Genomic DNA, 23884 nt, shown 5'->3' with positions numbered 1-23884 from the left:
TCCTACCTTTCCGCTAATACCATAAGTGGAAGTTCGATAATTTGTTGCCTAGGAAGAAGTTGATGACCGTTAATAAAAAGGCATACACGTGCACCCAAGCATACATTGTACCCACTAATTTTCCACTACGATGTAATAATAAAATAATTAAATATAAAACCATAATAACAAAAGAACCGATAATTTTAATGTCAAATACGGATAATCCATCCAATGTCATCAATGCCCATTCTAACCCTAAAATAAGACTAATGAAAAGTAAAGGCACTCCGACAAGTGTCGAATTATTCATCCAACTTGTCGTTTGCTGTAAAGATGGTAATCTCGTCCAAATGGTGCTTGATCCCACTTTCTTTTCCTTTAAAATACGATATAAAATTAAATACAATATTGCAAAGACAAAAGTAAGTGAAAATGCCGCATATGACATAATGGCAAATGAAATATGAATAAAGAGCATTTCCGATACGAGAGACTCTCCTACCATTGGCTGTGCTTTTTCAGCTGGTGCAAACAAATGAATTGTTACAAATACAAAGCTGAGTACATTGACAAAAAATACAGGCATGTCAACGCGTGCAATGCAGTGAAGTGCAATCGATAATGTTGTGAGAAGCCACGCATAGAAGTAGATCCCTTCAAATAACGATAAAATCGGAAAACGCTTTAGTTCTATTATAAATAACACGAAGAATATCGTTTGCATCGTCCAAGCAACACAGACGAACCAAAACGCGATACGCCTCGCTTTTACATATTTATACAAATAATCCATAAAATAAAAAACAATTCCTACTGCATATAAAATGACCATGACTTCATAAAGTCGAATCATCATTGTTTCTGTCATTGGCAACCCTTCTTTTTAATTAGAAGCTTTTATGCTGATTTTACTAACACTTCAACTTCGGACAATGGAAGCGAAGAAAAAGCGCTTTGTAACTGTATTTTACCATACAGTTACGAAAACGCTTGTAAAAAATTAAATGTTATTTAAAAGGAGAGATGCGGCTTGATGGACATGTCGGTTGAAGCAGCTTTTGCGCGTTCCTTTTCTAGTTGTGTTTGCATCGCTACTTCTTCCTGCACCGCTTGTTCAATGCCGAAAATTTGCTGGAATAGCTGTAAATCACTGCTCGCTTGTGATGAATTCGCTAATTCCTTTGCTTGTAAAATCGGCTCCTTTAATAGCTGATTAATAATTGATTTCGTATGCTTGTTTAAAATTTTTCGTTCGCGCTCTGTTAAATTTGGCATTTTGTTTTCAATACTTGCCATTGTTTCTTCCTGAATGCGATTTGCTTTTTTACGTAAAGCTGTTAGTACCGGTACTACACCTAATGTTGCAAACCATTCTTTAAATTGCACAATTTCTGTATCAATCATATCGATAATTTGTGTTGCTGCTTTTTCTCGCTCTGCTAAGTTTGCATTCACAATACCTTGTAAATCATCGATATCATATAAAAACACATTCGGTAGCTCACCAATTTTCGGATCTAAATCACGTGGCACCGCAATATCAACCATAAACAACGGATCCCCTTTACGGAGACGTGACACATATTTCATCAGCTCATAGTCAATTACATATTCTGTTGCCCCTGTAGAACTGATTAAAATATCCGCTTCTAATAATGTACATTGTAGCTCGTCCATTGACTTGGCTTTCCCTTCAAATTTCGTCGCCAAATCCTGTGCTTTTTCGAATGTACGATTGATCACTGTTACTTTCCCAACACCGCTACCATAAAGATTTTGAATCGCTAGCTCACCCATTTTTCCAGCACCTAAAATCGCTACATGCTTGCGCTGTAGGGAGCCGAAAATCTTTTTCGCAAGTTCTACCGCTGCATATGACACGGACACAGCATTTTCACCGATCGCTGTTTCGTTATGCGCACGTTTTGCAAATGTCACGGCTTGTTTAAAGAGCTGATTATAAACAGTACCTGTTGTACCTAACTCTTGCCCTTGTAGGAAGCTTTTCTTTACTTGTCCTAAAATTTGCGTTTCTCCTAAAACCATTGAATCAATGCCCGCTGTCACGCGGAATAAATGGTTTAAAGAAGCATCATCTTCACGGATAAATAAATGGTCTTCAAACTGTTCTAGCGAAATGTTAAACCAGTTCGCTAAAAACTTTTTAATGAAGTGACGCCCTGTATGTAATTGGTCAACAACTGCATAAATTTCAGTACGGTTGCATGTTGAGACAATTACATTTTCCAAAATACTTTTTTCATTTTGTAGCGCTTGCATAGCATTCGGCAAATCACTCTCAATAAACGACAGCTTTTCACGAATTTCAACAGGCGCAGTTTTATAATTTAAGCCCACGACCAATGTATGCATGAACCTTACACCTCACACGTTCTAATTCACAATACCCATTGTAACATAAATAAAGCATTATTCACGCTAAAGTTTGTGAACATGCTATGACTCAGTCTTCTTACATTAGAATTATTATAATCTAAGTGTACCAAAAGTTATAGTATATTTCAATAAATGATTGCTTTTTTCATAAAATTATTAGTATTATGTAAAAACTCCAACAACATATACGTTGTTGGAGTAAAATTTTTTATTGGATTTTAACTTTTTCCGACGTTAGTAAGTTCCCTGCTTTATCATATGCGAGGAATTCCACTTCCTCATAAATACTGAAGTTATGAATTTTGCGAATATCATGCTCCAGCTCAAACAGATTTAATCCAATATATTTTAAATCTAATTCTACCTCACCATAAACAGAGTAGAATTTGACTTTTACCTTTTCCACATTGCCACAGTTCGCTTCCGCTTCAATGAACAAATACGTACGTCCAATTGTTACATCCGTCTGTTGGAATGAGTCGAAGTTTGGTGGACAAACTTCTGTATAATTTATACATAACGATTTCATCAATGAATTATAAATGTTCGTGATATTGTTAATGTTTGATAGGTGGAAATACGCACCTTCTGTTTGGTTCGCGATATCTTTTAATGTCGTTGAATTAATATTTTTCGATGGACCCACTGCAATTGTATAGATTTTAATCTTATTTTCTTTAGCAAATGCAATCATATCTCCCTTGATTGTTGAGGAGAAGTTTCCATCTGTCACAATAATAAGCGCTTTCGGAATATTCCCTATCGCTTCTTCTTTTTTCAAATACGGTTTTAATGCGTCAAACCCTTTTACAAGGCTTGTCCCTCCACCTCGATACTTATAATCAAATATCGAATCAGAAGGCGTAAGTGGCATCCCCTCTGAAGCAAAGCGGCTCTTCGTATTAAATCCAAATGCATAGGTCGGATCAATTTCTAATTGATTTATTAATTTTGTTGTTTCTGTATTTACTATATTATATGGGTCTGCTTTTTTCATTGAGCCCGATTCATCAACTAAAACACCTAATGTTTGAGCACGATTACAAGAATCTAGCGCATTCAGTGGTGGATGGGCGATAATTTCCTTTTCAACCACTTTGCCTTCTAACCCTTTTAATAACTTTTCATAACGAGAGTCCGTTTCAGGGCTAAACGTGACTTTTGCTGTTGATTTGCCATATGTTACACCTTCAAAATAAGCGATCGCCTGCCCAGCCCCTTCACTACCAGATGCGCCACTACGGTTAAATGGTACGGTCTTCTTTTTACCGTTATATTCAATCGTTACTTGCCCACGATAATTTTTAATAATTTGCCCACCTGGTGCCACAAGTGTGACAGCAATTTTCGTATACCTTGCCATATCTCCTGGGCGTTGTGCTGCCTCTTCATCCGCTTTCGTCTGGTCTGCTAGTTCTGCAAGCGCCATAATACCATTTATAACACTGCGTAGCTCTTTATAGCTTGAATTTTGAATTTCTGCTTCTGAAATGCCTTGTGCAATGGCTTGTGCTGATTTCACACTTTTATAATCGGCCATTGAAAAGTCAGAAATTTTATCTGGTAGTAGCTCATATAAATATAATAGCACGGCATATTCTTGTGGCTCATTACTACCAAATTTACTCGTATACTCATTTGGAATATAGCTAAACGGAATATTATACGCTGCATTACCGTTTTCATCTATATAATAATCGAGTTGAATTGTACCTGTTCCACTATTATCTAATAGATCATTTACAATACGCTCAAACATTTGCTCGGAAATTTCACGTTGCGCTAATGTTAATTTGGCATATTGATACTGTGGTTTGATCGCAACGGATTGTACATTGAGCGTGCCATCATCATTAATGCTCGATACCGTGATAGGACCTTGCTTCATGACACTTTCTGGGTAAGCAGGCGCTGAGTGGTCTTGACCACCATTTCCGTCTCCCACATAGTTTTCTCCATCATATACTTCATATGTTACACGTAATTCTGGCTCCACAATATATTCAATCGGTACTTTAATTTGCGAATTCTTAAATGAAGAAAAGTTAGAACCCGCTGTCACATCCGCTAATTCGACAAGTATATTATCCTTTAAACTTTTTGTCATACGCGGCGCACGGTAGAAGAAGTTTAACTCTCCACCATCTGATTCAGCAACTGCTGTCGACTGACCATTCGGTGATGTCATAGCAGTTGGTGCTTGGAAGATTTCTTTTGGGTCATATTTTAAGGCTTGCTTTTTATCAATTCCAAACTCAATACTTGTAAAATATTCTGAAGAAATCTTAAATTTCAACGATTGATCGTAAGGAACTGTATTCCCATGGCTATCTTTAAACTTAATCGTCACTAATGTTGTATCGTAGCCATTGGCGTTTAATTTTTTCTTTTCGACCTCTACACTTTGAATTGGTTTCGTAGCGTTTGGCGTGTTCGGTGATACATCACTTGGCTTCTGTTCTGGCTGCTCTAAGTCAACCTCATTCCCTTGTGATGATACGAAGTTTAGCGGTAGCGTAACTTTTGAATCGTCTTTACCCGTTGCCGCTGACTTTAACCCTTCCACTGCCAACTTCCCTTTTTGCATCATACGATATAAGAACACCGCAATATCTCCACGTGTCAGTTTACGTGTCGGATTATAGCCTTCATATGTTTTTTTACCGTTTGTCCCCGTCGTGATCTCACTTGCATATAAATACTGCACCGCATGTACTTCTGATAAATCAAGACCGTGCATCGCTGCATAGACAACGGCAAAATCACCGCGCGTTACTAAGTTATTTCGCTTCGCCTTGCTTAAAGCCCCCTGAAGAGGAATGTTTAAATCAGCATAGTACAAATACGTCATATCTGTCGTTACTGAATGTTTGTAGTTTGCATCTAGCTTCGCAAACATCGAAAGCATTTCTGCCTCCGATACATTGCCATTCATATCAAACTTGTTACCTGTATAAAGCGATATGACACCATTATCAACAGCCCAATTAATTGCTGTATATTTCCCATTAGATGTTGGTACATCTGAAATATTCGCTGCTTCTACTTGTGCCGCAAATGGTAACCACGTGGACAATAAAAGCATGAAACTTAGGAAAAGAGCAAATGTTTTCCGCATTTCTATTCCCTCCTAGTATTCAAAGAATAAAATATCATCTCGATAGTTTTGTTTTAAATCATTTTCTAAGTATTCTAAAACACGTTCAATAATGGCTGCTGCTTGTGCACGCGTTAATGTACCACTTGGGTTAAAGTAACCTTGTGATCCATTCATAATGCCTAGCTGCGTAATGACATACACGCCGTCACGCGCATAATTTAAAATTTTATGATCATCTTTATAGGACGTTGTATAACCAGGATCTGGGGCTCTTCCTTCCATGCCAAGTGCACGAACAATCATAGCTGCTGCTTGTTGGCGTGTTAAGTTCCCTTCAGGATTAAAGGTCGTTGCATTGACTCCATTAACGACACCTTTATTATAGGCAGCTACTAAATATTCATAGTTTGGACGCGTACGCTTCACATCTTTAAAAATAGTTGGTGCTGAATTTTTTTTCTTTGTTGTTCCACCCACTTCTACACGCAGGTCAATAGCTTTACCAATCGCTACAGCAAAGTCATAACGACTCATCGGTGTATTCGGTGAGAAGAAGTTAGCTTTGTCATCAAAAATCCCAAGTGAATATAGTTTATCAATACTCGGTTTCGCCCAATGAGCGGATAAGTCACGGAATTTCGGAACGATTAAACGCTCCACTTTTGGCATATATTCTGCATTAAATTCAATTGTGCCTGATTCCTTTGGTAAGTCATACACATACTGTGAAATCGTATCTGATTCACTATTTACGGCATAACCCCCTTCAAAACTAGCTAAAGACCCTAAATTTTCCTCGTAATTTAACGTACGAGATTTTGTATAGCTCACGCGGCTCGTGACAGTGCCGACCGTGTCATTTGGGTACTCAAATGTATATTCCATAATTTGTGTTTCCGCAGCACCCCAGAAATTTTCATAACTTGCATCTTTACCAGAACCGTGTACAATGACGTTTTGTGTTTGACCGCCCTTGTATTTAATTTCATATGTTTTACGCACTACTGAGTTCCCAGATGTATAGTCTGAAGCAGGACGCTTATCTGTAATATGGCTTTTTGACATTTGATAATCTTTTAATTCAATTGTTGCATCTTGATACTTAATTTTTTCACTGTATTTTGTCACTTCACCTGTTGCTGTACTTTGACCAATCGCATCATAATTGCTCACATTGTACGTGTATGTAACGGTTCTATCTAATGTAGCCCCATTCGTACTATTCATTTTAATTTTATATGTTTCTGTAATTTTATCTTTTTTCTCTGAAACGGTTACTTTAATATCTTTACTCTTTGCCGTAAAATGCATTGGCTGCCCTAAAATAAACACATACTCTTCATATGTATACTCATTTTTTATACCACCTGTTAAATCAACAATTTCTGCGGACGACTTCATTGGATTGACTAATATTAATAGAAAGGCCATTAATAAAAATACAAAGCCTTGCTTTTTTAACATCGGTTCAGCCCCTCTCCTTATAGAATAGTGGGGCATGTAGAGGGTTCTACATGCCCAAAATTTGATTATTCATTTACTAAAATAACTTGTGCATCAAAGGTATCATCTGTCAAAATGACCACACGATCATTCGGTTTTAGTTGGTCAACCGTGATGCGCTTGCGATCTTTAATAATTAATACTTGATCTAATTCAATACGATTTAGGCGCCCTGTATCTAACCATGCCCCTTCATACCACTGACTTACATCTTTTACTTCCATTTCTGCCGTAGCATCAATACCATTTGAACCTGGATTGATTACATTCACCGACGCGATACGACCTGCTAATGTGACAGTTGGTTGTAATTTATCTTTCCCTACTAAATGAATGGCTTGCAAATGACCATCTTTTACATAGAAGTAACCATACATCCCTTCACGAACTTCTAAATTAGTGACAAGTACGGAGTCAGAGCCACCAAAGCTACGTGTCACAACAGTAGAGTTACTAAACGACAACGTTTTCGCATCCTCTTCTTCGCGTACCCAAGCATGAGAACCCGCTTCTAATCTTGTATAATCTGCAAGTTCCAGTAAATAGTTCGATTGCTCTACTAAAGAAAGTTGACCAAAATACAATTCATGTGTAGCTAAGTTTGGTGATAAGAAGCTATCATTTGTAATATTGACAATGTGCGTATAGTTGCTCTTCGTCACGCCATCCGTTAAGACAAATGCTGTTCCCCAAGCCGTTAAAGTAGTCGGCTCCACTAGTCGACCATTGCGCACTAAAATCGAACCGTCGTGGTAATACATTAAACCAAAGTTCTTTAAACGGAAGAACTTATTTGTTGTATCAACCGTTGTAATTTGGTCGTAGAATGTACGCTCATTATCTTCTAGCACGACTATTTTTTCAATCAACTCTCGACCATATTGTTTTTTCGTTACATAGTAAATATCACTATTGTGGTAATAACTTAATTGATTTTTCGTAATCTTTTTGTTTCCAGCATAGATCGTTGTGTGATTCGTAAATGTAACGGATTGTAAATTTGAATTTGGTCTTGTCCCAAACTCCCAATCTTCAAATGGATGCGCATTCGCTACAGTCAATTTATTGCTACGTGTATTAACAGTGCTTAGTTCTGCTTTGTATAAATTATGAATAAGTGTCCCTACTTGAATAATTTCGATTTCAGAAACTACGGAGGAAGAAGCAGATGAAAGCTTTAATTTCACACGGTCCCCTTCATACATTGTACTAATATCGACATGTGACTTTCCTTTCACATATTCCGTATCACTATTTAAGTAGTATTGCTTTTCTATACCTGTATCCAGCTTTACTCGAACAAACATCCCGTTCGGGTCAATTTTCGTTACAATTCCCGTTAATTGTTTACTATTTTCTACAATAGCACCTTGTTCAATATCTGACTTTCCTTCAAGACGGGACACACTACGTAAATTAACAGTAGCCGTTACTTCCATCCCTTTTTTAAATGCATCAATCGTTGAAACTGTACCATTTACATAGTAGTATGTAGTATCTAACAAATTAAATGTCGTTGTACGTCCTGAGCTATTACGGATCGTCACTTTCGCATTCGTTCTTTCGACTGTTCCATCTTTCAACTCTACTTCCGTATATGTAACACCTTCAAAAGTTCCTTTATAAACTGATGCTGCTTGTGCTGGATTCACAAACGGAATCAATGTTATGAGTAGAACGAATGAAAGGATGGATATACTTAATTTCTTTAGCATGTATATAGCTCCTCCTTCATTTATCCATACAATTAAAAGTTATAAAATTATGTTTTAATTCACTTTTCTCTAAAACACAAATAAACGGAATGATTGGCGCGTCCATTCCGTTGTGCGATTAAATAGAAATATCAATCGCTTTCCCTAAAGTTGGGTGTGGTGCATCAACTGATTGCATCGTTTCAACCATTTGTTGTGTTTGTACTTGTTGTTGCTCCATTGCCATATCAGAAACAGCTAATGATACATTTTGCATTAGTTGTGACTGATTCATAGCAATTGATAATGCTGCGATATCCATAGTAGTGGCACCTCCTACTCTCTTTATCGACAAGATTATCTATTCATCAAGTAATTATGATGAATTCTTCATAAAAAAATCGCCATTACATATCGTAATGACGATTTTTCAACTATTCCTTAGTTACATACGACCTTCAATTTCAGCCCATGCTTGTTCAAAGCCAATTCCCTTCTCAGATGAGAACACGATTAATGGATCTTGTTTATCCATCTGCAATGTTTCTCGCACAACTTTTTTATGCTTATCCCATTTACCTTTCGGGATTTTATCGCATTTTGTTGCAATGACGATACATGGGATATTGTAATGCTTTAAAAAGTCGTACATCATGCAATCATCACTCGTTGGTTCATGACGTAAATCAACAATGAGTACAACCGCTTTTAATAAATCACGGCCGGTAAAATACTTTTCGATCATTTTGCCCCAAGCTGCTCGCTCGGTTTTTGATACTTTTGCATAACCATAACCCGGTACGTCCACGAAAAATAATTGTTCTTCAATTTTGTAGAAGTTCAATGTTTGTGTTTTACCCGGTTTTGAAGATATACGCGCTAATGCCTTACGCCCTATCATACGGTTAATGAATGAAGATTTCCCGACGTTAGAGCGCCCTGCTAGCGCAAATTCAGGAAGTCCATCTTCAGGGTATTGCTCTGGTCTAACGGCACTAATGACCATTTCGACATTATGGACTTTCATTTTTTCTAAAACCCTCCATCAAGCGCCAGTTCAAGCACATCCTCCGCTTGTGACACTAATTTAAATGACAACTGCTCGCGAATAATTTCTGGAATATCATCAATATCTCGCTCATTGTCCTTTGGTAAAATAATGGTTGTTAAGCCTGCCCGGTGTGCACTTAACGATTTTTCTTTTACGCCACCAATCGGTAATACACGACCGCGCAGCGTCACTTCCCCTGTCATACCCACTTCACGTTTAATCGGCTTTTTCGTGATAGCTGAAACGATAGCTGTGACAATGGTAATCCCAGCTGATGGCCCATCCTTCGGCACTGCTCCTTCTGGCACGTGGATGTGTAAATCATGCTCTTCAAAAAATTCTGCTTTTACACCGAGTTGAGATGTTAATGAACGCACATACGAAAGAGCTGTTTGCGCAGACTCTTTCATGACATCACCCAGTTTCCCTGTTAGTTGTAACTTCCCTTTACCAGGCGTTAACGACACTTCAATTTGCAATGTATCGCCACCAACTGTCGTATAGGCTAAACCTGTTGCTACACCAATCTGATTTTTTGTTTCAGCTTGCCCGTAACGGAAACGATGCTTACCAAGCATTTCCACAAGCACTTTAGAAGAAACCGTTACACGCTTCTTCTCCCCGGTCACAATAATTCTAGCCGCTTTACGACAAACCGTTGCGACTTGACGTTCTAAGCCACGCACACCTGCCTCGCGTGTATAATAACGAATTAAATCAAGGATTGCTTCATCCTTCACAGTTAACTGGGACTTTTTCAAGCCATGTTCTTTCATTTGCTTTGGAATTAAATGATTTTTCGTAATTTCTGTCTTTTCAATCTCTGTGTAGCCAGCAATCGAAATGACTTCCATACGGTCTAAAAGTGGGCCTGGAATTGTACTTAAATCATTTGCTGTCGCAATAAATAATACATTGGATAGATCGTACGGTTCTTCAATATAATGATCGCTAAACGTATTATTTTGCTCCGGATCTAGCACTTCTAGCATCGCTGCTGATGGGTCACCACGGAAGTCGTTTGACATTTTATCGATTTCATCAAGCAAAAATACGGGATTGACCGTCCCTACTTTTTTCATGCCTTGAATAATACGCCCTGGCATTGCCCCAACATACGTGCGTCGATGCCCACGAATTTCAGACTCATCGCGCACGCCACCAAGTGACATACGCACAAATTTACGATCTAAGCTTTCCGCAATTGAGCGCGCTAAACTTGTTTTACCAACACCCGGAGGTCCAGCTAAACAAATAATCGGACCACGCAATGAATTCATCAATTGACGTACAGATAAGTATTCCAAAATACGCTCTTTTACTTTATCTAAACCTGTATGGTCACGATTTAAAATTTCTTCAGCATAGTTGATATCTAAACGATCTTCTGTTTTTACGTCCCACGGAATCGATACTAACCATTCTACATAGTTTCGAATTACGCCACTTTCTGCACTTGCAGCTGGTAATTTTTCATAGCGGTCTAATTCTTTTAACGCTACTTGACGTGTTGATTCAGGCATATTGGCTGCTTCAATACGCTTACGTAAATCAGAGACCTCACCTGTCTTACCATCCCGATCTCCAAGTTCTTGCTGAATTGCCTTCATTTGTTCGCGAAGGAAATATTCTTTTTGCGTACGTTCCATCGCTTGCTTTACTTTTGTATTAATTTTCTTCTCAAGCGCCATTACTTCCTGCTCATCGTGCAAACGAATAATTAAGTAGTCCAAGCGCTTTTTAATATTAAAAATACTTAAAACTTCTTGCTTCTCTGCTACTTTCAGTGGTAAATGAGAAGAAATAACATCTGTTAAACGACCCGGCTCTTCAATATCTTTCACAGATTCAATTGTTTCAGTTGTAATCTTATTGGACATTTTAGCGTACTTCTCAAAATAGCTACCTAATGTACGCATTAATGCTTCTATTTCTGCATCTTTCGTTGTTGAATCTTCGTACAGTTCAATATCAGCAGACGTAAATTGATCTCCTTCTTGATAATTCACCATCTTTGCCCGTACAATGCCTTCAACTAAAATACGTAAAGTACCATTTGGCAATTTCAACATTTGCTTTACATTTGCCACTGTACCTACATCATACAAATCATTTTTCTCCGGCGACTCTACACGCATATCCTGTTGTGTAGCTAAATATATGCGGCTATCGTTTAACATTGCATGTTCAAGCGCTGCTACTGAGCGTTCACGGCCAACATCAATATGTAGCACCATTGATGGAAATACTAGCAATCCCCTTAAAGGGAGTAACGGAACATTTTCTTCGATTTTTTTCACGCGGGTATTCACCTCCATCCAAAATCAATACGCAACAACCCGCAATTGTAGTATGTGTGTAAATACGATTTTCATAATCAAACTATGTATAGCGGACTGGAACAAAAAGCTGACGTCGACTGTGCTAAAAGCGACACGTACGAAGCCAGCTTTTTATAATGTCCATTTTTTAGAGAAAGATTCGAGTAAAATTACTTTTGCATTCATGCATTGTTTTTTTACTGCTATATCAATCCATTGACATAAACCATAACTTTTTATTTATGCAGAAGTTTTTTCATTATCTTTTTTATATACTGTCCCATCCGCTAAAAGAAGTTTGGGTTCAGCTTTGTTCGTAATTGTCTCAGCCGTAATAATGCATTTTACAATATCATCACGCGATGGTAATTCATACATTACATCTAACATTGTTGCCTCAATAATCGAACGTAGTCCACGTGCTCCCGTTTTACGTTCGATAGCAAGTTTAGAGATTTCTACTAAAGCTTCCTCTTCAAACTCTAGTTCAACATTATCCAATTCCAACATTTTTTGATATTGCTTCGCTAATGCATTTTTTGGCTCTGTTAAAATACGTACTAATGCATCTACATTTAGCTGCTCTAAAGAAGCTAATACTGGTAGACGACCAATAAACTCTGGAATTAAACCAAATTTTAATAAGTCTTCAGGAATCAATTGAGAAAGTAATGAACCTTCCACTTCCTCTTGCTTATTGGGATTGGATCCAAAACCAATTACTTTTTCGCCTTGACGACGCTTAATAATTCCCTCAATACCATCAAACGCACCACCTACGATAAATAGGATATTCGATGTATCGATTTGTAAAAATTCTTGATGTGGGTGCTTACGTCCACCTTGTGGAGGCACACTTGCTACTGTACCTTCAAGAATTTTTAATAATGCTTGTTGTACACCTTCACCAGACACATCCCGTGTAATGGATGGGTTTTCTGATTTACGCGCTACTTTATCAATTTCATCGATGTAAATAATCCCTTTTTCTGCACGCTCGATATCATAATCTGCTGCTTGGATTAGTTTTAATAGGATGTTTTCTACATCTTCTCCTACATAACCCGCTTCAGTTAAAGAAGTTGCATCAGCAATAGCAAAAGGTACATTTAAAATTCGTGCTAATGTTTGTGCTAGTAATGTTTTACCGCTACCAGTTGGCCCGATTAACACGATATTTGATTTTGATAACTCTACATCATCGATTTTTGAATTTGAATTAATGCGTTTATAGTGATTGTACACGGCAACGGCTAACGCTTTCTTGGCACGTTCTTGTCCAATTACATACTCATCTAAAATACCAAGAATTTCTTTTGGTTTTGGAATATCTTTAAACTCAATCTCTTCTTCCACACCTAGCTCTTCAACGACGATTTCAGAGCATAGCTCGATACATTCATCACAAATATATACGCCTGGACCTGCAACCAGTTTACGAACTTGTTCTTGTGGTTTTCCACAGAAAGAGCACTTTAAATTGCCTTTTTCATCATTAAATTTAAACAATTTGTTTCACCCCTATTCAAGCAACAATCTTACAAGATTCTGTGACCTTTATCAAATATATTGACTGTCAAAATCATTGCCTCTATGTATACTGTTAAAAATTATGTATAAAAATTGAAGATAAATGTGATAAAACAAGGCACGGGAACTCCGTACCTTGTTTTTTACTTATAAAGTCCATTTTATACAACTTGCTACTAGCTGTCGTATATTTCCAGTCAATTACTCAGAGATTTTAGCGTTCTCTACTAATAATTCAACTGTTTTCTTTGTTTTGATGTCGTTTTCTAGGATAGCAGTGCCACCTAAAGCTGTTTTGATTTGCTCAACTGTCATACCGAATTGAGCAGCCATTGCATCTAATTCTGCAGTGATGTCTTCTTCAGTTACTTCCATGTTTTCTGCTTTTGCGATTGCTTCTAAAGTTAATGCAACGCGTACGCGGTTTTCAGCATCAGCTTTCATTTGCTCACGTAAAGCTTCTTCATTTTGACCTGAGAATTGGAAGTATAAATCTAGGTTCATACCTTGCATTTGAAGGCGTTGACCGAATTCTTGAACCATACGATCTAATTCTGTGTTAATCATACCAGCTGGAATTTCCATTTCAGCGTTTTCTGCTGCTTTTTCTACTAAATCATCACGTAATGCACCTTCTGATTCAGCTTTCTTTTGCTCAGCAGTTTGCTCTTTAATTTTAGCACGTAACGCTTCTAAAGTTTCAACTTCTGGATCGATTTCTTTAGCAAACGCATCGTTTAATTCTGGAAGTACTTTTGTTTTTACTTCTTTAACTGCTACTTTGAACGTAGCTTCTTTACCTGCAAGTTCAGCAGCGTGGTATTCTTCTGGGAATGTTACAACTACGTCTTTAGATTCGCCAGCTTTAACACCTACTAATTGCTCTTCAAAGCCTGGAATGAATGAACCAGAACCGATTTCTAGTGCGTAATCTTCACCTTTACCACCTTCGAATGCTTCTTCACCTAGGAAACCTTCGAAATCGATTACAGCTGTGTCGCCTTCTACGATCGCGCCGTCTTCTTTAATTTCAAGTTCAGCTTTTTTCGCTAATTGCTCTTGAATTTGTGCTTCTACTTCTTCATCTGTTACTTCAGTTGGAAGTTTTGTTACTTCTAAACCTTTGTATGCGCCTAATTTTGGCTCTGGCTTCACTGTTACAGTCGCTGTGAAAGTGAATGCTTTACCTTTTTCGAAGTTTTCTGTTCCAGCGATTTCTGGGTAGTCAACTGGCTCGATACCTGCTTCATCAATTGCATTTGAGTATGCATCTGGAATAACGATTTCTAAAGCATCTTGATAAAGCGCTTCTACGCCATATTTTTTCTCGAATAGTGGACGAGGCATTTTTCCTTTACGGAAACCTGGTTCGTTGATTTGTACTACAATTTTTTTGAATGCTTTGTCTAAAGCTTTATTTACTTCTTCAGCAGAAACTTCAATTGTTAATAACCCTTGGTTTCCTTCTTGTTTTTCCCATTTTACTGACATATAGATGACCTCCAAAATAAGTTTAAGGTTGTGTACCAATTGTTTCGTTTTATACGATTTGACAACCATTTTAGTATAACATAGATGAGCTGAGTTTCAACTTTTTTCACATATGTTGTAATTCTGTTAACTTTTCTAACTGTTGGAGAAAGTCGATTATCTCATAATCCATCTCCTGTACTTTGCCAAACATTTGTCGAACAAAATCAATATAACCTATCGCCACGTCTTCATCATCATAATCGAGCCATTCAAACGGATACGTTGCAATGGCATGTTTTGTGATGAGATGTTGCACAAGCTCTAATGTAGATGGTTCTTGATGTAATTGTTCTAAAATAATCGTTGTAATGGCCTGAAAATGAGGTAATCCTGTTGGCAATTCAAGCTCAACTGGATTGACTATTCGGACTCGATTAAACTTCTTAACCTCAATATCTATTGCCACCTCTTGCTCGACTAATAAAATAAGAAGCAAACTTTTAATAAACGGATGGGTCTTTTCATGTTCAATTACTTCCTTTAGTACCTGTGCAATCGGTCGAACATTGATGGTTGTTAAATCTTGCGCCATGACAAGCTGTTCCTCAGTTGTTTTTTCAAGAAATTGTGCTGTTGACAACTCATTGTCGATGATTTCTTGGGCGGTTATTTGTTCTTCTTGCACGCGCTTCTTTTCCACAATATCAGCATTTAAATTTTTGAGCCGTAGAAATTTGTCAAGTTGTTCGTTTGGGATTACTTCTTCTTCTAACAACGATTCAATAATCTTTTCTACTTGTTGAAATTCGCGTAATTGCATACAAATCGTTAAGTATAACTCCATCGCCTCAAAGTACATAGAAGGACCTATTTCTAAAAGACGTTCACAAATTTCTTTTGCCTTCTCGAAATCACGCGCTTCATATAATGAATAGGCATACACACTTAACGTCGTTTCATCTCCGTACGTATACTGCAAGGCTTCGGCAAATTTTTGGTTCGCTAAATCATATTGATATTGTTCTGCGTATTCATGTGCTTGTGACAACAATTGCTCTACTGTGCCAGGAAACATTACGACATTTTCAAACACTTGCAGCCCTTTTTTCTTCTTCTTCAAAACGTCTTCACTCCCGATCCTGACCTTTATATGTACCCATTTTACAAAGGAATGCCCGATTGAACAATTATTAGTCACAATCTCGTTCTTTTTATTTCCCTCAACGCTTCGTATTTGGTATACAGGCAAAAATATTACTGTGCTATAGTCTACGAGATTAAAAGGAGCAAAACAATACATTACGGATTTATTGATCTTAATAATATAGTAATAGGCAGTACAAAAGGCATGTTTAAATTATAGCTCTTAATGATCAAAAATTTATCCTAAAAACACCATTTAAATAGTAAAAGGTTTGTATCATAGCCTCCGCGCTTTGCCACAGCCTACACAGGAGCTAAAACAGGCGCGGCCTGTTTGGATCTCCTGTTACGGCTCCTGTGGCGATGTCGCGCTACGGCAAAAGTCAACGCTTCTTGATGTCCTAGAAAAATATTTCTCTTATCTAAAAGAAATCATTTTGTCTCTATTTGCAATTATAATTACCCAGTCTCTACCGTCATGCATGAGCATCTTTCTTTATTTTTAGCCAAGTGTGTTGATTAACAAAATATTTCCTTTATAGAAGCGTGTTTTTTAGCAAAACGTGATCAAAAATGACTTGCCAGTTGATTGTAGCGGAATCGGCGAGACTCCTACGGGAATAGCAATAAAGGAACGAAGGCTAAAACCGTCACGTCCTGTGACAACGCCTTCGTGACCAACATCGTGTTGGCCTGAAGACCCCGCAGGAAATTTATTTGCGACGAAAGCGTAGCGACAGGAGCACCGAGGTACGAGCGACGAGGAGGCTGAAGCCATGCCCGTGGAAAGCGAGCCGAATGGAGCGGAAAGCAACGGTTACCCAAATGGTAATATATTTCAAGGTTTGCTCATTCTAAGTTATAGTAAAAACTTATGCAATTCAAACTTGCACATTGCTGTAACAGCCGTAATGAAAAAAGACGATCATTTACAATAAATCGCTACCCGTTAATGCGGGATAAATAAAAGGGTGCTACTTCAATGACAAAGTGCACCCTGATTTTAGACAGATAGAAAATATCCATCATTATTCGTATAATGTATCATCGATAAAGCCAATATTTTTCTTAAATTTTTCACGCCCTAAAATACCTACATATAGTGCGAGTAATAATCCCATAAATAGAAGAGAAGAGAGTTCAAAATAATTCAGTGCAGTTTGTTGAACAAAATCTGCAATTTGTCTTTCAACCCTTCCTGGTACACCTACTTGGGGTAATGCGTTCATACAAAAATACGTAAAGAGTTGAACCGTCGAAAGGGCAATTAAAAATCCAAATGTTGATAATTTAACAATATACTTCCCCTCTACGATGACCCGATAAATAAAGTTAACCATTAATACCGTGACAATAACATGTACTAATATGCTCATCAGTAACAGTGGTAAATACAGGGGATGCATTACTTCAGCAAAGCCTTGAAGTGCTATTTTCGGAATAATATTTCCCGTACTTACACTAACCATGACAAAAAATAAAATAAAAACTGTGTAACTTAAAGGGTTAAGCATTCGACTTAAAATAAAACCTAACATAAACACTCTTGACATCCTCATCACCTTCTTTTCGTATTAATAGGTTACATATGGGGGATTCTTTTCATGGTATTTTACACTTTATGCTCTACTGCTTTTTTCAACAACTCGTAGTACTATACAAAAGCCGAAAACGAACATTTTCACTTTCGTTCTTTATGTACGTTTTTTTCTGTATTATACAATATTTTTCTAAAATTTTTCCAGTTGTTTTTCTTTTTATTATTGGCTTTTCACTACTAAAAATACACCTATTTTTTGTTGGTAAAAAATCATTGCTAGCACCGTAAGTATTCTGTATAATCAATCTTGTTTTAAATACTGACACACTAGGGAGCGTGACAAGAAATTGGGTAAAGCATTGATTATTGGAGCTGGCGGTGTTGCTAGCGTAGTGGTACACAAATGTGTGCAAAACTCTGAAGTATTCGAAGAGATTATGATCGCGAGTCGAACAAAATCAAAATGTGATGCTTTAAAAGAAAAATTAGACGGCGGTAAAACAATCATCCATACTGCACAGGTGGATGCGGACAATACGGACGAGCTAATTGAACTAATCAATGGATTTAAACCAGATGTGGTAATTAACGTAGCTTTACCATATCAAGACTTAACTATTATGGATGCATGTTTAGCAACAAAAACGCACTACGTAGATACTGCTAACTACGAGCCGTTAGATACTGCTAAATTCGAATATAAATGGCAATGGGCTTATAAAGAGCGCTTTGAAGAAGCAGGCATTACTGCACTTTTAGGCTCTGGTTTCGACCCAGGTGTAACAGGCGTATTCACAGCGCATGCACAAAAACACCATTTCGATGAAATTCACTACATCGATATCGTTGATGCAAACGGTGGCGACCACGGTCTTCCGTTCGCAACAAACTTCAACCCAGAAATTAACATTCGCGAAATTACAGCAAATGGTCGTTTCTGGAAAGAAGGAGAATGGGTAGAAACTGAGCCATTAGAATACAAAATGGTATACGATTTACCAGAGATTGGTCCAAAAGATTGCTACCTTCTGTATCATGAGGAATTAGAATCTTTAGCGAAAAACATTAAAGGCTTAAAACAAATTCGCTTCTGGATGACATTTGGTGAAAAATATTTAACGCACTTACGCGTGTTAGAAAACGTTGGAATGACTTCAATTGAGCCAATCGAATTTGAAGGTCAAATGATTCAACCAATTCAATTCTTAAAAGCGGTTTTACCAGACCCAGCAACACTTGGACCACTTACAAAAGGTAAAACAAACATCGGATGTATCGTTCGCGGTATTAAAGATGGCAAAGAAAAAACGTATTACGTATATAACGTATGTGACCACCAAGAATGTTACCGTGAAGTTGGTTCGCAAGCGATTTCTTACACAACGGGTGTACCAGCAATGATTGGTGCAATGCTTGTTATGAATGGCGAGTGGCAAAAACCTGGCGTGTGGAACGTAGAAGATTTCAATCCAGACCCATTCATGGATGCGTTAAACAAATGGGGTCTACCATGGCAAGAAACTGAAAACCCTGAACTAGTCGACTTAGACTTCACTTCAAAAGAAGAGGCTAAATAAGATGAAGCAAATCGATTGGAAAGCAGCTCCATCTCCTTCTTTCGTAGTAGATGAGCGCTTATTAAAACGCAACTGGGAAATTTTAAAATCTGTCCAAGATCGAACAGGCTGCGATATTTTACTTGCTCTAAAGGGCTTTTCAATGTGGTCGACTTTTCCGCTAGCACGTAATTATCTGGCTGGTATTACATCGTCTTCTTTATTTGAAGCGCGACTAGGGTTTGAGGAATTCGGTAAAGAAGTTCATGCCTATGCACCTGCATACGCTGAGCATGAAATTGATGAATATTTAACTTATGTTGACCACATTGTATTCAACTCATTCGACCAATTAAACAAGTATAAAGAAAAAGTGTTAAATCATGAAAAAAATATCTCAATTGGTTTACGCGTAAACCCTGGATATTCCGAGGTAGAAACACCACTTTATGATCCTTGTTATATTAACTCTCGTCTTGGGATTCCGTTCGAGTCGTTTCGTCCCGATGAGCTTGATGGTGTTGAAGGCATTCATTTCCATGCAATGTGTGAACAAGGTTCAGATGTACTAGAACGTATTTTAGTACACTTCGAGGAAAAATACGGGCAGTACTTACATCAAATGAAATGGGTAAACTTTGGTGGTGGTCACCATATTACGCGCGAAGACTATGATGTAGAATTATTAGTCCAACTGATTAACCGTATTCAGGACACATATGATGTCAAGGTGATTTTAGAGCCTGGTGAAGCTTGTGCCTTAAATACAGGGTACCTTGTTGCTACTGTACTTGATACGATAAAAAATGGTATGGATTTAGCGATTTTAGATACATCCGCTACTTGTCATATGCCAGATACGCTTGAAATGCCGTATCGTCCGATGATTATCGGTTCTGGCATGCCAAACGAGAAAAAGTATACATACCGTTTAGGTGGTATGACTTGTCTTGCTGGTGATGTAATTGGCGATTATTCATTCGATGAACCATTAAAGCCTGGCGATCGCTTAGTATTTACAGATATGGCCCATTATACAATGGTAAAGACACATATGTTTAATGGTGTTAACTTACCAAGTATTTGTTTATACAATGAAGAAGAAGGCATGAAAGTCATTCGTACATTCCACTACGAAGATTATCGTAACCGCCTTTCATAATTTAAAACCAACCTCGTTTGATGCGAGGTTGGTTTTTTAGTTTTCCATCATGCTACAAGCTGTATTCCTCTACATTTTGCAAGTAAATACGCCCTATTCGCTTGCATTTTTGATTAAAATAAATGTTTTTCATTCAAAATAGGATGCTCTACGATTAGCTATTGTGATAAAAAAGATAGAAATATACTAAAAAGGAATCGCGTGCGGAAGGAGAAATTCAGTGGAAACACGTATCTTTTGGGAGGAAAAATGAAAAAAATCAAGCTGTTTTTTGAAAATACACAGTGTCATTCACCGTAGTTAATATAGATCTTTATAATGTGAGTATCTATTAAAATCATAATCTTTTCTCTATAACGATTAAAATAAATCAAAAGAATTATAAGGTTCAATACTAGAATCTGTTCTTGATATTGATCTAAAAGCACATGCAGTAAAGGGCGGCGACTCCTGCGGGAATAGCTTGAGCTGAAGACCCCGCAGACGAGCATTTGCGAGTCGAGGAGGCTGAAGCCAAGCCCGCGGAAAGCGTCCGCCCGTAACGGAATGTGCGGTCAAGTACATATTTTGGTGAAGAGCCAATTATAAACTTGTTTTAAAAAAACGCTTAAATATACATTCATCGTTTTGGATATACAACTTAATTAAGAATAAGCGCCATTTAAGTAAATAGACTCCATTTGACACTTATTTAAAATTAAGTTGTATATAAATTTTGTGATATACCCTAATCATGGCTTACAAAATCATTCATTTTGATAAATAGAAGTAACAAAATCTACTCCTGTTATTAAAGCTGTAGGCACAAAAAACTTTGTAAAAATTTCATTCAATTACGTCAAAAAAGCTTTACTCTTCTTTAATTGTCTCTGTAAATTCTTTACGTGCTGCACTGAGCTTCTCAATGTATACTTCAATCGAAGCAATAGAATCCGCATCAAGTGGTACTTGCCCATCTTTCTCTACCTGTTTCCAATGCTTCACGTTTTGTTTATATGCGTAATTGGATAAATTATAAATATCGATATTATTTTTCAATGCATGTTGATACGTTTCCTCCACCTTTTTTTCAACTTCTTTTATGACGGTTTCTTGTATTTGTTTTTTCGTAATCTCTGTGTGAAAGTCACTCGCAATCGCATCTAGCTTAATTGTAACATCGAACACAAACTTTTCATTTTTGGGCGTTGCTTTCACATTCACTTTAATGTTTTCTACGACTACTGTTACAGGCTTATCATTAATGGAATATGTTAACTGTCCTCGCTTTGTTTCGTTGTTCATAAACCGTAAACCTTCAATTTCTTCCTCTTTAAAAATTTCTTTTAGTCCGTCTCGTGCCGTAATCGCCACACCTTCGAATTCGATTGCCTTTTGTGTTTCCTTTTGAGATTTCCAATCTTTAGATAATTTTATATAGGGTATCGCAATACTATAATTTGGCTCGTTTAATGCAATATTAAATTGTCGAAAATCAATCGGTACAAGAAATGAATCTTGGGAGAAAGAGTTAAATGGTATCGTTAATTTAGAAAGAGAAATCGGTTTATTTAAAACAGGTGCCACTAACATCAGTTCTGATAAATCATCGCCTGTTCCATATACCCAAATTTCATACCTTGTTTCTCGGTAACGATTAAAAGAATCCACTACTAAATTGGCTCTACCTTCTTTAAGTGCCTCATTTGACAATACAACAAACGATAAATGCCCCCAAAATAGACGCATATCTAATGAATGGTACATATTAAAAAATGCCTTTGCTATCGTTGCACCACGAGCAATCCCAATCTCCGTTTGAACTACTTCTGGGTTGGGCTGTTCCGTTTTCGCAACATTTGTAAAATCAATCAGTTGCATGTAGACTATATACTCTTCATCCACATAATCTACACCTACACCAAAAACATAATACATTCTTTCCGGCTCCCTTACATCCCAGCAACCCGACATTATTATTGCACTTAATACAATACTCCACCATTTCTTCATTTTGTATGATCACTTCTTATATTTGCTTTTATTTTGAATATCATCAATCACTTTGATAGCCCCTATCACCGAAATCAATTATGGCTCGGTGTGATTGCATCCAAATTTCACTTTGCACTAAAGCTCACAGGATGTTGGAGGGCAGTTGCTACAGTCTTTTTTTTACAATAAGAGCCTACCTTAAACCTCGGTAACCTTGACATATGGAGCACTATACAAAATTTTATAATTCACAATTATTTGTAGTAAGGGTTAGCAAAAAGATTAATTTTCTTTAATCGTTTCTGTAAATTCTTTACGTGCTGCGCTAAGCTTTTCAATGTATACCTCAATTGAAGCAATTGAATCCTCATCAAGTGGTACTTGCCCATTTTCCTCTACTTTTTTCCACTGTTTTACGTGTTGTTTGTATGCATAGTTAGATAAATTATAAATATCGATTTCCTTTTTTACCGCTTTTTCATACGTTTCCTTTACTTTTTTTTCTACTTCTTCTATCACTTTTTTCTTGATTTGCTTCTTTGTAATTTCTGTATGAAAGTCACTCGCAATCGCATTTAGCTTAATTGTAATATCAAACAGAAACTTTTCATTTTTTACGGTAGCCTTCACATCCACTTTCACATTTTCTATAACTACTGTGACAGGTGCACCGTCAGTGAAATACGTTACTTCTCCCCGCTCCGTTTCATTCTTCATAAAGCGTAAACCACTAATTTCATCCTGTCTAAAAATGCCTTTTAGCCCGTCTCGTGCCGTAATAGCAACACCTTCGAATTGGATTGCCTTTTGTTTCTCTTTTTCCGTTTTCCAATTTTCGGATATTTTTATATAAGGTATCGCTACACTATAACTCGGTTCATTTAGTGCTACAATAAATTGCCGGAAATTGACGGGTACCAAAAAGGACTCTTGGGAGAAGGAATTAAGCGGTATAATTAATTTAGAAAGAGCAAACGATTTATTTAATACAGGTGTTGCCAACATGACCTCTGATAAATCACTCCCTGTCCCATATACCCAAATTTGATACCTTGTTTCCCGGTACCGATTAAACAGATTAACAACCGTATTGGCTCCCCCTTCCTGAAGAGCCTCTTCCGACAATACAACAAAGTTTAAATGTCCCCAAAATAGACGCATGTCCAACGACTTGTACAAATTGAAAATTGCCTCATCTAACGTTTTACCACGAGCAATGCCCCGCTCATTTTGAACTGCTTCTGGATTCGGCTGTTCTGTTTTCGCGACATTGGTAAAATTGCCTAACTGCATGTAGAGTACGTATTCTTCGTCAACATAATCTACACCTACACCCAAAACATAATACATCCTTTCAGGCTCCTTTGAGTCCCAACAGCCTGCTAGTATGGTTGTGCTTAGAACAATAATCCACCATCTCTTCATTTTGCATCATCACTTCTTATAATGTCTTTTAGT

17 protein-coding genes are annotated in these 23884 nt (G+C 37.3%); 3 read left to right on the top strand and 14 right to left on the bottom strand.

Features of this window, described 5'->3' with window-relative positions; genetic code table 11:
• Nucleotides 1-13: 13 nt before the first annotated feature.
• From AAGS61_RS07005 to AAGS61_RS06955, 11 genes are all read right to left on the bottom strand, one after another.
• The gene (locus AAGS61_RS07005) at nucleotides 14-850 is read right to left on the bottom strand and encodes a cytochrome c biogenesis protein (RefSeq protein ID WP_391369270.1); all 837 of its coding nucleotides are present in this window, start codon (nucleotides 848-850) and stop codon (nucleotides 14-16) included.
• A 143-nt stretch (nucleotides 851-993) separates the two neighbouring features.
• Nucleotides 994-2355 carry a glutamyl-tRNA reductase gene (gene hemA, locus AAGS61_RS07000; protein WP_391369267.1) on the bottom strand — a complete coding sequence of 454 codons (1362 nt, stop codon included), beginning with the start codon at nucleotides 2353-2355 and terminating at the stop codon, nucleotides 994-996.
• Nucleotides 2356-2587: 232 nt separating this feature from the next.
• Nucleotides 2588-5497: a VWA domain-containing protein gene (locus AAGS61_RS06995; protein ID WP_391369265.1), complete on the bottom strand. Its 2910-nt coding sequence runs from the start codon at nucleotides 5495-5497 to the stop codon at nucleotides 2588-2590.
• Between the two features lie 12 nt (nucleotides 5498-5509).
• Nucleotides 5510-6943 carry an S-layer homology domain-containing protein gene (locus tag AAGS61_RS06990; protein WP_391369262.1) on the bottom strand — a complete coding sequence of 478 codons (1434 nt, stop codon included), beginning with the start codon at nucleotides 6941-6943 and terminating at the stop codon, nucleotides 5510-5512.
• Between the two features lie 65 nt (nucleotides 6944-7008).
• Nucleotides 7009-8697, bottom strand: a complete 1689-nt coding sequence (locus AAGS61_RS06985) for a hypothetical protein (RefSeq protein ID WP_391369260.1) — start codon at nucleotides 8695-8697, stop codon at nucleotides 7009-7011.
• Nucleotides 8698-8815: 118 nt separating this feature from the next.
• Nucleotides 8816-8998, bottom strand: coding sequence for a YjfB family protein (locus tag AAGS61_RS06980; protein ID WP_391369257.1), 183 nt, complete (start codon nucleotides 8996-8998; stop codon nucleotides 8816-8818).
• 123 nt (nucleotides 8999-9121) lie between these two features.
• Nucleotides 9122-9703 (bottom strand): ribosome biogenesis GTP-binding protein YihA/YsxC, encoded by a 582-nt coding sequence (gene yihA, locus AAGS61_RS06975; protein ID WP_391369254.1) that lies wholly within the window; start codon nucleotides 9701-9703, stop codon nucleotides 9122-9124.
• A 5-nt stretch (nucleotides 9704-9708) separates the two neighbouring features.
• Nucleotides 9709-12045 (bottom strand): endopeptidase La, encoded by a 2337-nt coding sequence (gene lon, locus AAGS61_RS06970; RefSeq protein ID WP_391369251.1) that lies wholly within the window; start codon nucleotides 12043-12045, stop codon nucleotides 9709-9711.
• 243 nt (nucleotides 12046-12288) lie between these two features.
• Complete coding sequence (gene clpX / locus AAGS61_RS06965) at nucleotides 12289-13557, bottom strand: ATP-dependent protease ATP-binding subunit ClpX (RefSeq protein ID WP_391369248.1); 1269 nt, start codon at nucleotides 13555-13557, stop codon at nucleotides 12289-12291.
• 222 nt (nucleotides 13558-13779) lie between these two features.
• A complete protein-coding gene (gene tig / locus AAGS61_RS06960; RefSeq protein ID WP_391369245.1) occupies nucleotides 13780-15069 on the bottom strand; it encodes a trigger factor in 1290 nt (429 codons plus the stop codon).
• A 106-nt stretch (nucleotides 15070-15175) separates the two neighbouring features.
• Nucleotides 15176-16171, bottom strand: a complete 996-nt coding sequence (locus AAGS61_RS06955; RefSeq protein ID WP_391369242.1) for a tetratricopeptide repeat protein — start codon at nucleotides 16169-16171, stop codon at nucleotides 15176-15178.
• Nucleotides 16172-16970: 799 nt separating this feature from the next.
• On the opposite strand from AAGS61_RS06955, the gene AAGS61_RS06950 reads away from it, so the two are divergent.
• Nucleotides 16971-17132 carry a hypothetical protein gene (locus AAGS61_RS06950; RefSeq protein WP_391369239.1) on the top strand — a complete coding sequence of 54 codons (162 nt, stop codon included), beginning with the start codon at nucleotides 16971-16973 and terminating at the stop codon, nucleotides 17130-17132.
• Between the two features lie 90 nt (nucleotides 17133-17222).
• Here AAGS61_RS06950 and AAGS61_RS06945 read toward each other — a convergent pair whose 3' ends face one another.
• Entirely contained in the window at nucleotides 17223-17747 is a 525-nt protein-coding gene (locus AAGS61_RS06945) for a hypothetical protein (protein WP_391369236.1), read from the bottom strand.
• Nucleotides 17748-18081: 334 nt separating this feature from the next.
• Between AAGS61_RS06945 and AAGS61_RS06940 the strand changes: the two genes are divergently transcribed.
• Together AAGS61_RS06940 and nspC are read left to right on the top strand one after the other, a co-directional pair.
• On the top strand, nucleotides 18082-19311 hold the full coding sequence (locus AAGS61_RS06940; protein WP_391369233.1) for a saccharopine dehydrogenase family protein: 1230 nt from the start codon (nucleotides 18082-18084) through the stop codon (nucleotides 19309-19311).
• Nucleotide 19312: 1 nt separating this feature from the next.
• Entirely contained in the window at nucleotides 19313-20452 is a 1140-nt protein-coding gene (nspC, locus tag AAGS61_RS06935; protein WP_391369231.1) for a carboxynorspermidine decarboxylase, read from the top strand.
• Nucleotides 20453-21301: 849 nt separating this feature from the next.
• On the opposite strand, the gene AAGS61_RS06930 is transcribed toward nspC, so the two are convergent.
• A complete protein-coding gene (locus AAGS61_RS06930; protein WP_391369228.1) occupies nucleotides 21302-22444 on the bottom strand; it encodes a Ger(x)C family spore germination protein in 1143 nt (380 codons plus the stop codon).
• 264 nt (nucleotides 22445-22708) lie between these two features.
• Nucleotides 22709-23851, bottom strand: a complete 1143-nt coding sequence (locus tag AAGS61_RS06925; protein ID WP_391369225.1) for a Ger(x)C family spore germination protein — start codon at nucleotides 23849-23851, stop codon at nucleotides 22709-22711.
• Nucleotides 23852-23884 lie beyond the last annotated feature (33 nt).

Source organism: Lysinibacillus sp. KU-BSD001, from assembly GCF_042920265.1.
Classification (GTDB): Bacteria; Bacillota; Bacilli; order Bacillales_A; family Planococcaceae; genus Lysinibacillus_B.
Note: the sequence above shows the minus strand (reverse complement) of the source record. Positions and strands in the feature narration are given on the sequence as shown.

Excerpts from the sequence above, each read along its gene's own strand:
- AAGS61_RS06945 (WP_391369236.1), bottom strand. The coding sequence starts at position 17,747 with ATGTCAAGAGTGTTTATGTTAGGTTTTATTTTAAGTCGAATGCTTAAC.
- AAGS61_RS06930 (WP_391369228.1), bottom strand. The coding sequence starts at position 22,444 with ATGAAGAAATGGTGGAGTATTGTATTAAGTGCAATAATAATGTCGGGT.
- AAGS61_RS06925 (WP_391369225.1), bottom strand. The coding sequence starts at position 23,851 with ATGAAGAGATGGTGGATTATTGTTCTAAGCACAACCATACTAGCAGGC.
- AAGS61_RS06985 (WP_391369260.1), bottom strand. The coding sequence starts at position 8,697 with ATGCTAAAGAAATTAAGTATATCCATCCTTTCATTCGTTCTACTCATA.
- lon (WP_391369251.1), bottom strand. The coding sequence starts at position 12,045 with ATGGAGGTGAATACCCGCGTGAAAAAAATCGAAGAAAATGTTCCGTTA.
- nspC (WP_391369231.1), top strand. The coding sequence starts at position 19,313 with ATGAAGCAAATCGATTGGAAAGCAGCTCCATCTCCTTCTTTCGTAGTA.
- AAGS61_RS06990 (WP_391369262.1), bottom strand. The coding sequence starts at position 6,943 with ATGTTAAAAAAGCAAGGCTTTGTATTTTTATTAATGGCCTTTCTATTA.
- tig (WP_391369245.1), bottom strand. The coding sequence starts at position 15,069 with ATGTCAGTAAAATGGGAAAAACAAGAAGGAAACCAAGGGTTATTAACA.
- hemA (WP_391369267.1), bottom strand. The coding sequence starts at position 2,355 with ATGCATACATTGGTCGTGGGCTTAAATTATAAAACTGCGCCTGTTGAA.
- yihA (WP_391369254.1), bottom strand. The coding sequence starts at position 9,703 with ATGAAAGTCCATAATGTCGAAATGGTCATTAGTGCCGTTAGACCAGAG.
- AAGS61_RS06950 (WP_391369239.1), top strand. The coding sequence starts at position 16,971 with ATGCCCGTGGAAAGCGAGCCGAATGGAGCGGAAAGCAACGGTTACCCA.
- AAGS61_RS06995 (WP_391369265.1), bottom strand. The coding sequence starts at position 5,497 with ATGCGGAAAACATTTGCTCTTTTCCTAAGTTTCATGCTTTTATTGTCC.
- AAGS61_RS07005 (WP_391369270.1), bottom strand. The coding sequence starts at position 850 with ATGACAGAAACAATGATGATTCGACTTTATGAAGTCATGGTCATTTTA.
- AAGS61_RS06980 (WP_391369257.1), bottom strand. The coding sequence starts at position 8,998 with ATGGATATCGCAGCATTATCAATTGCTATGAATCAGTCACAACTAATG.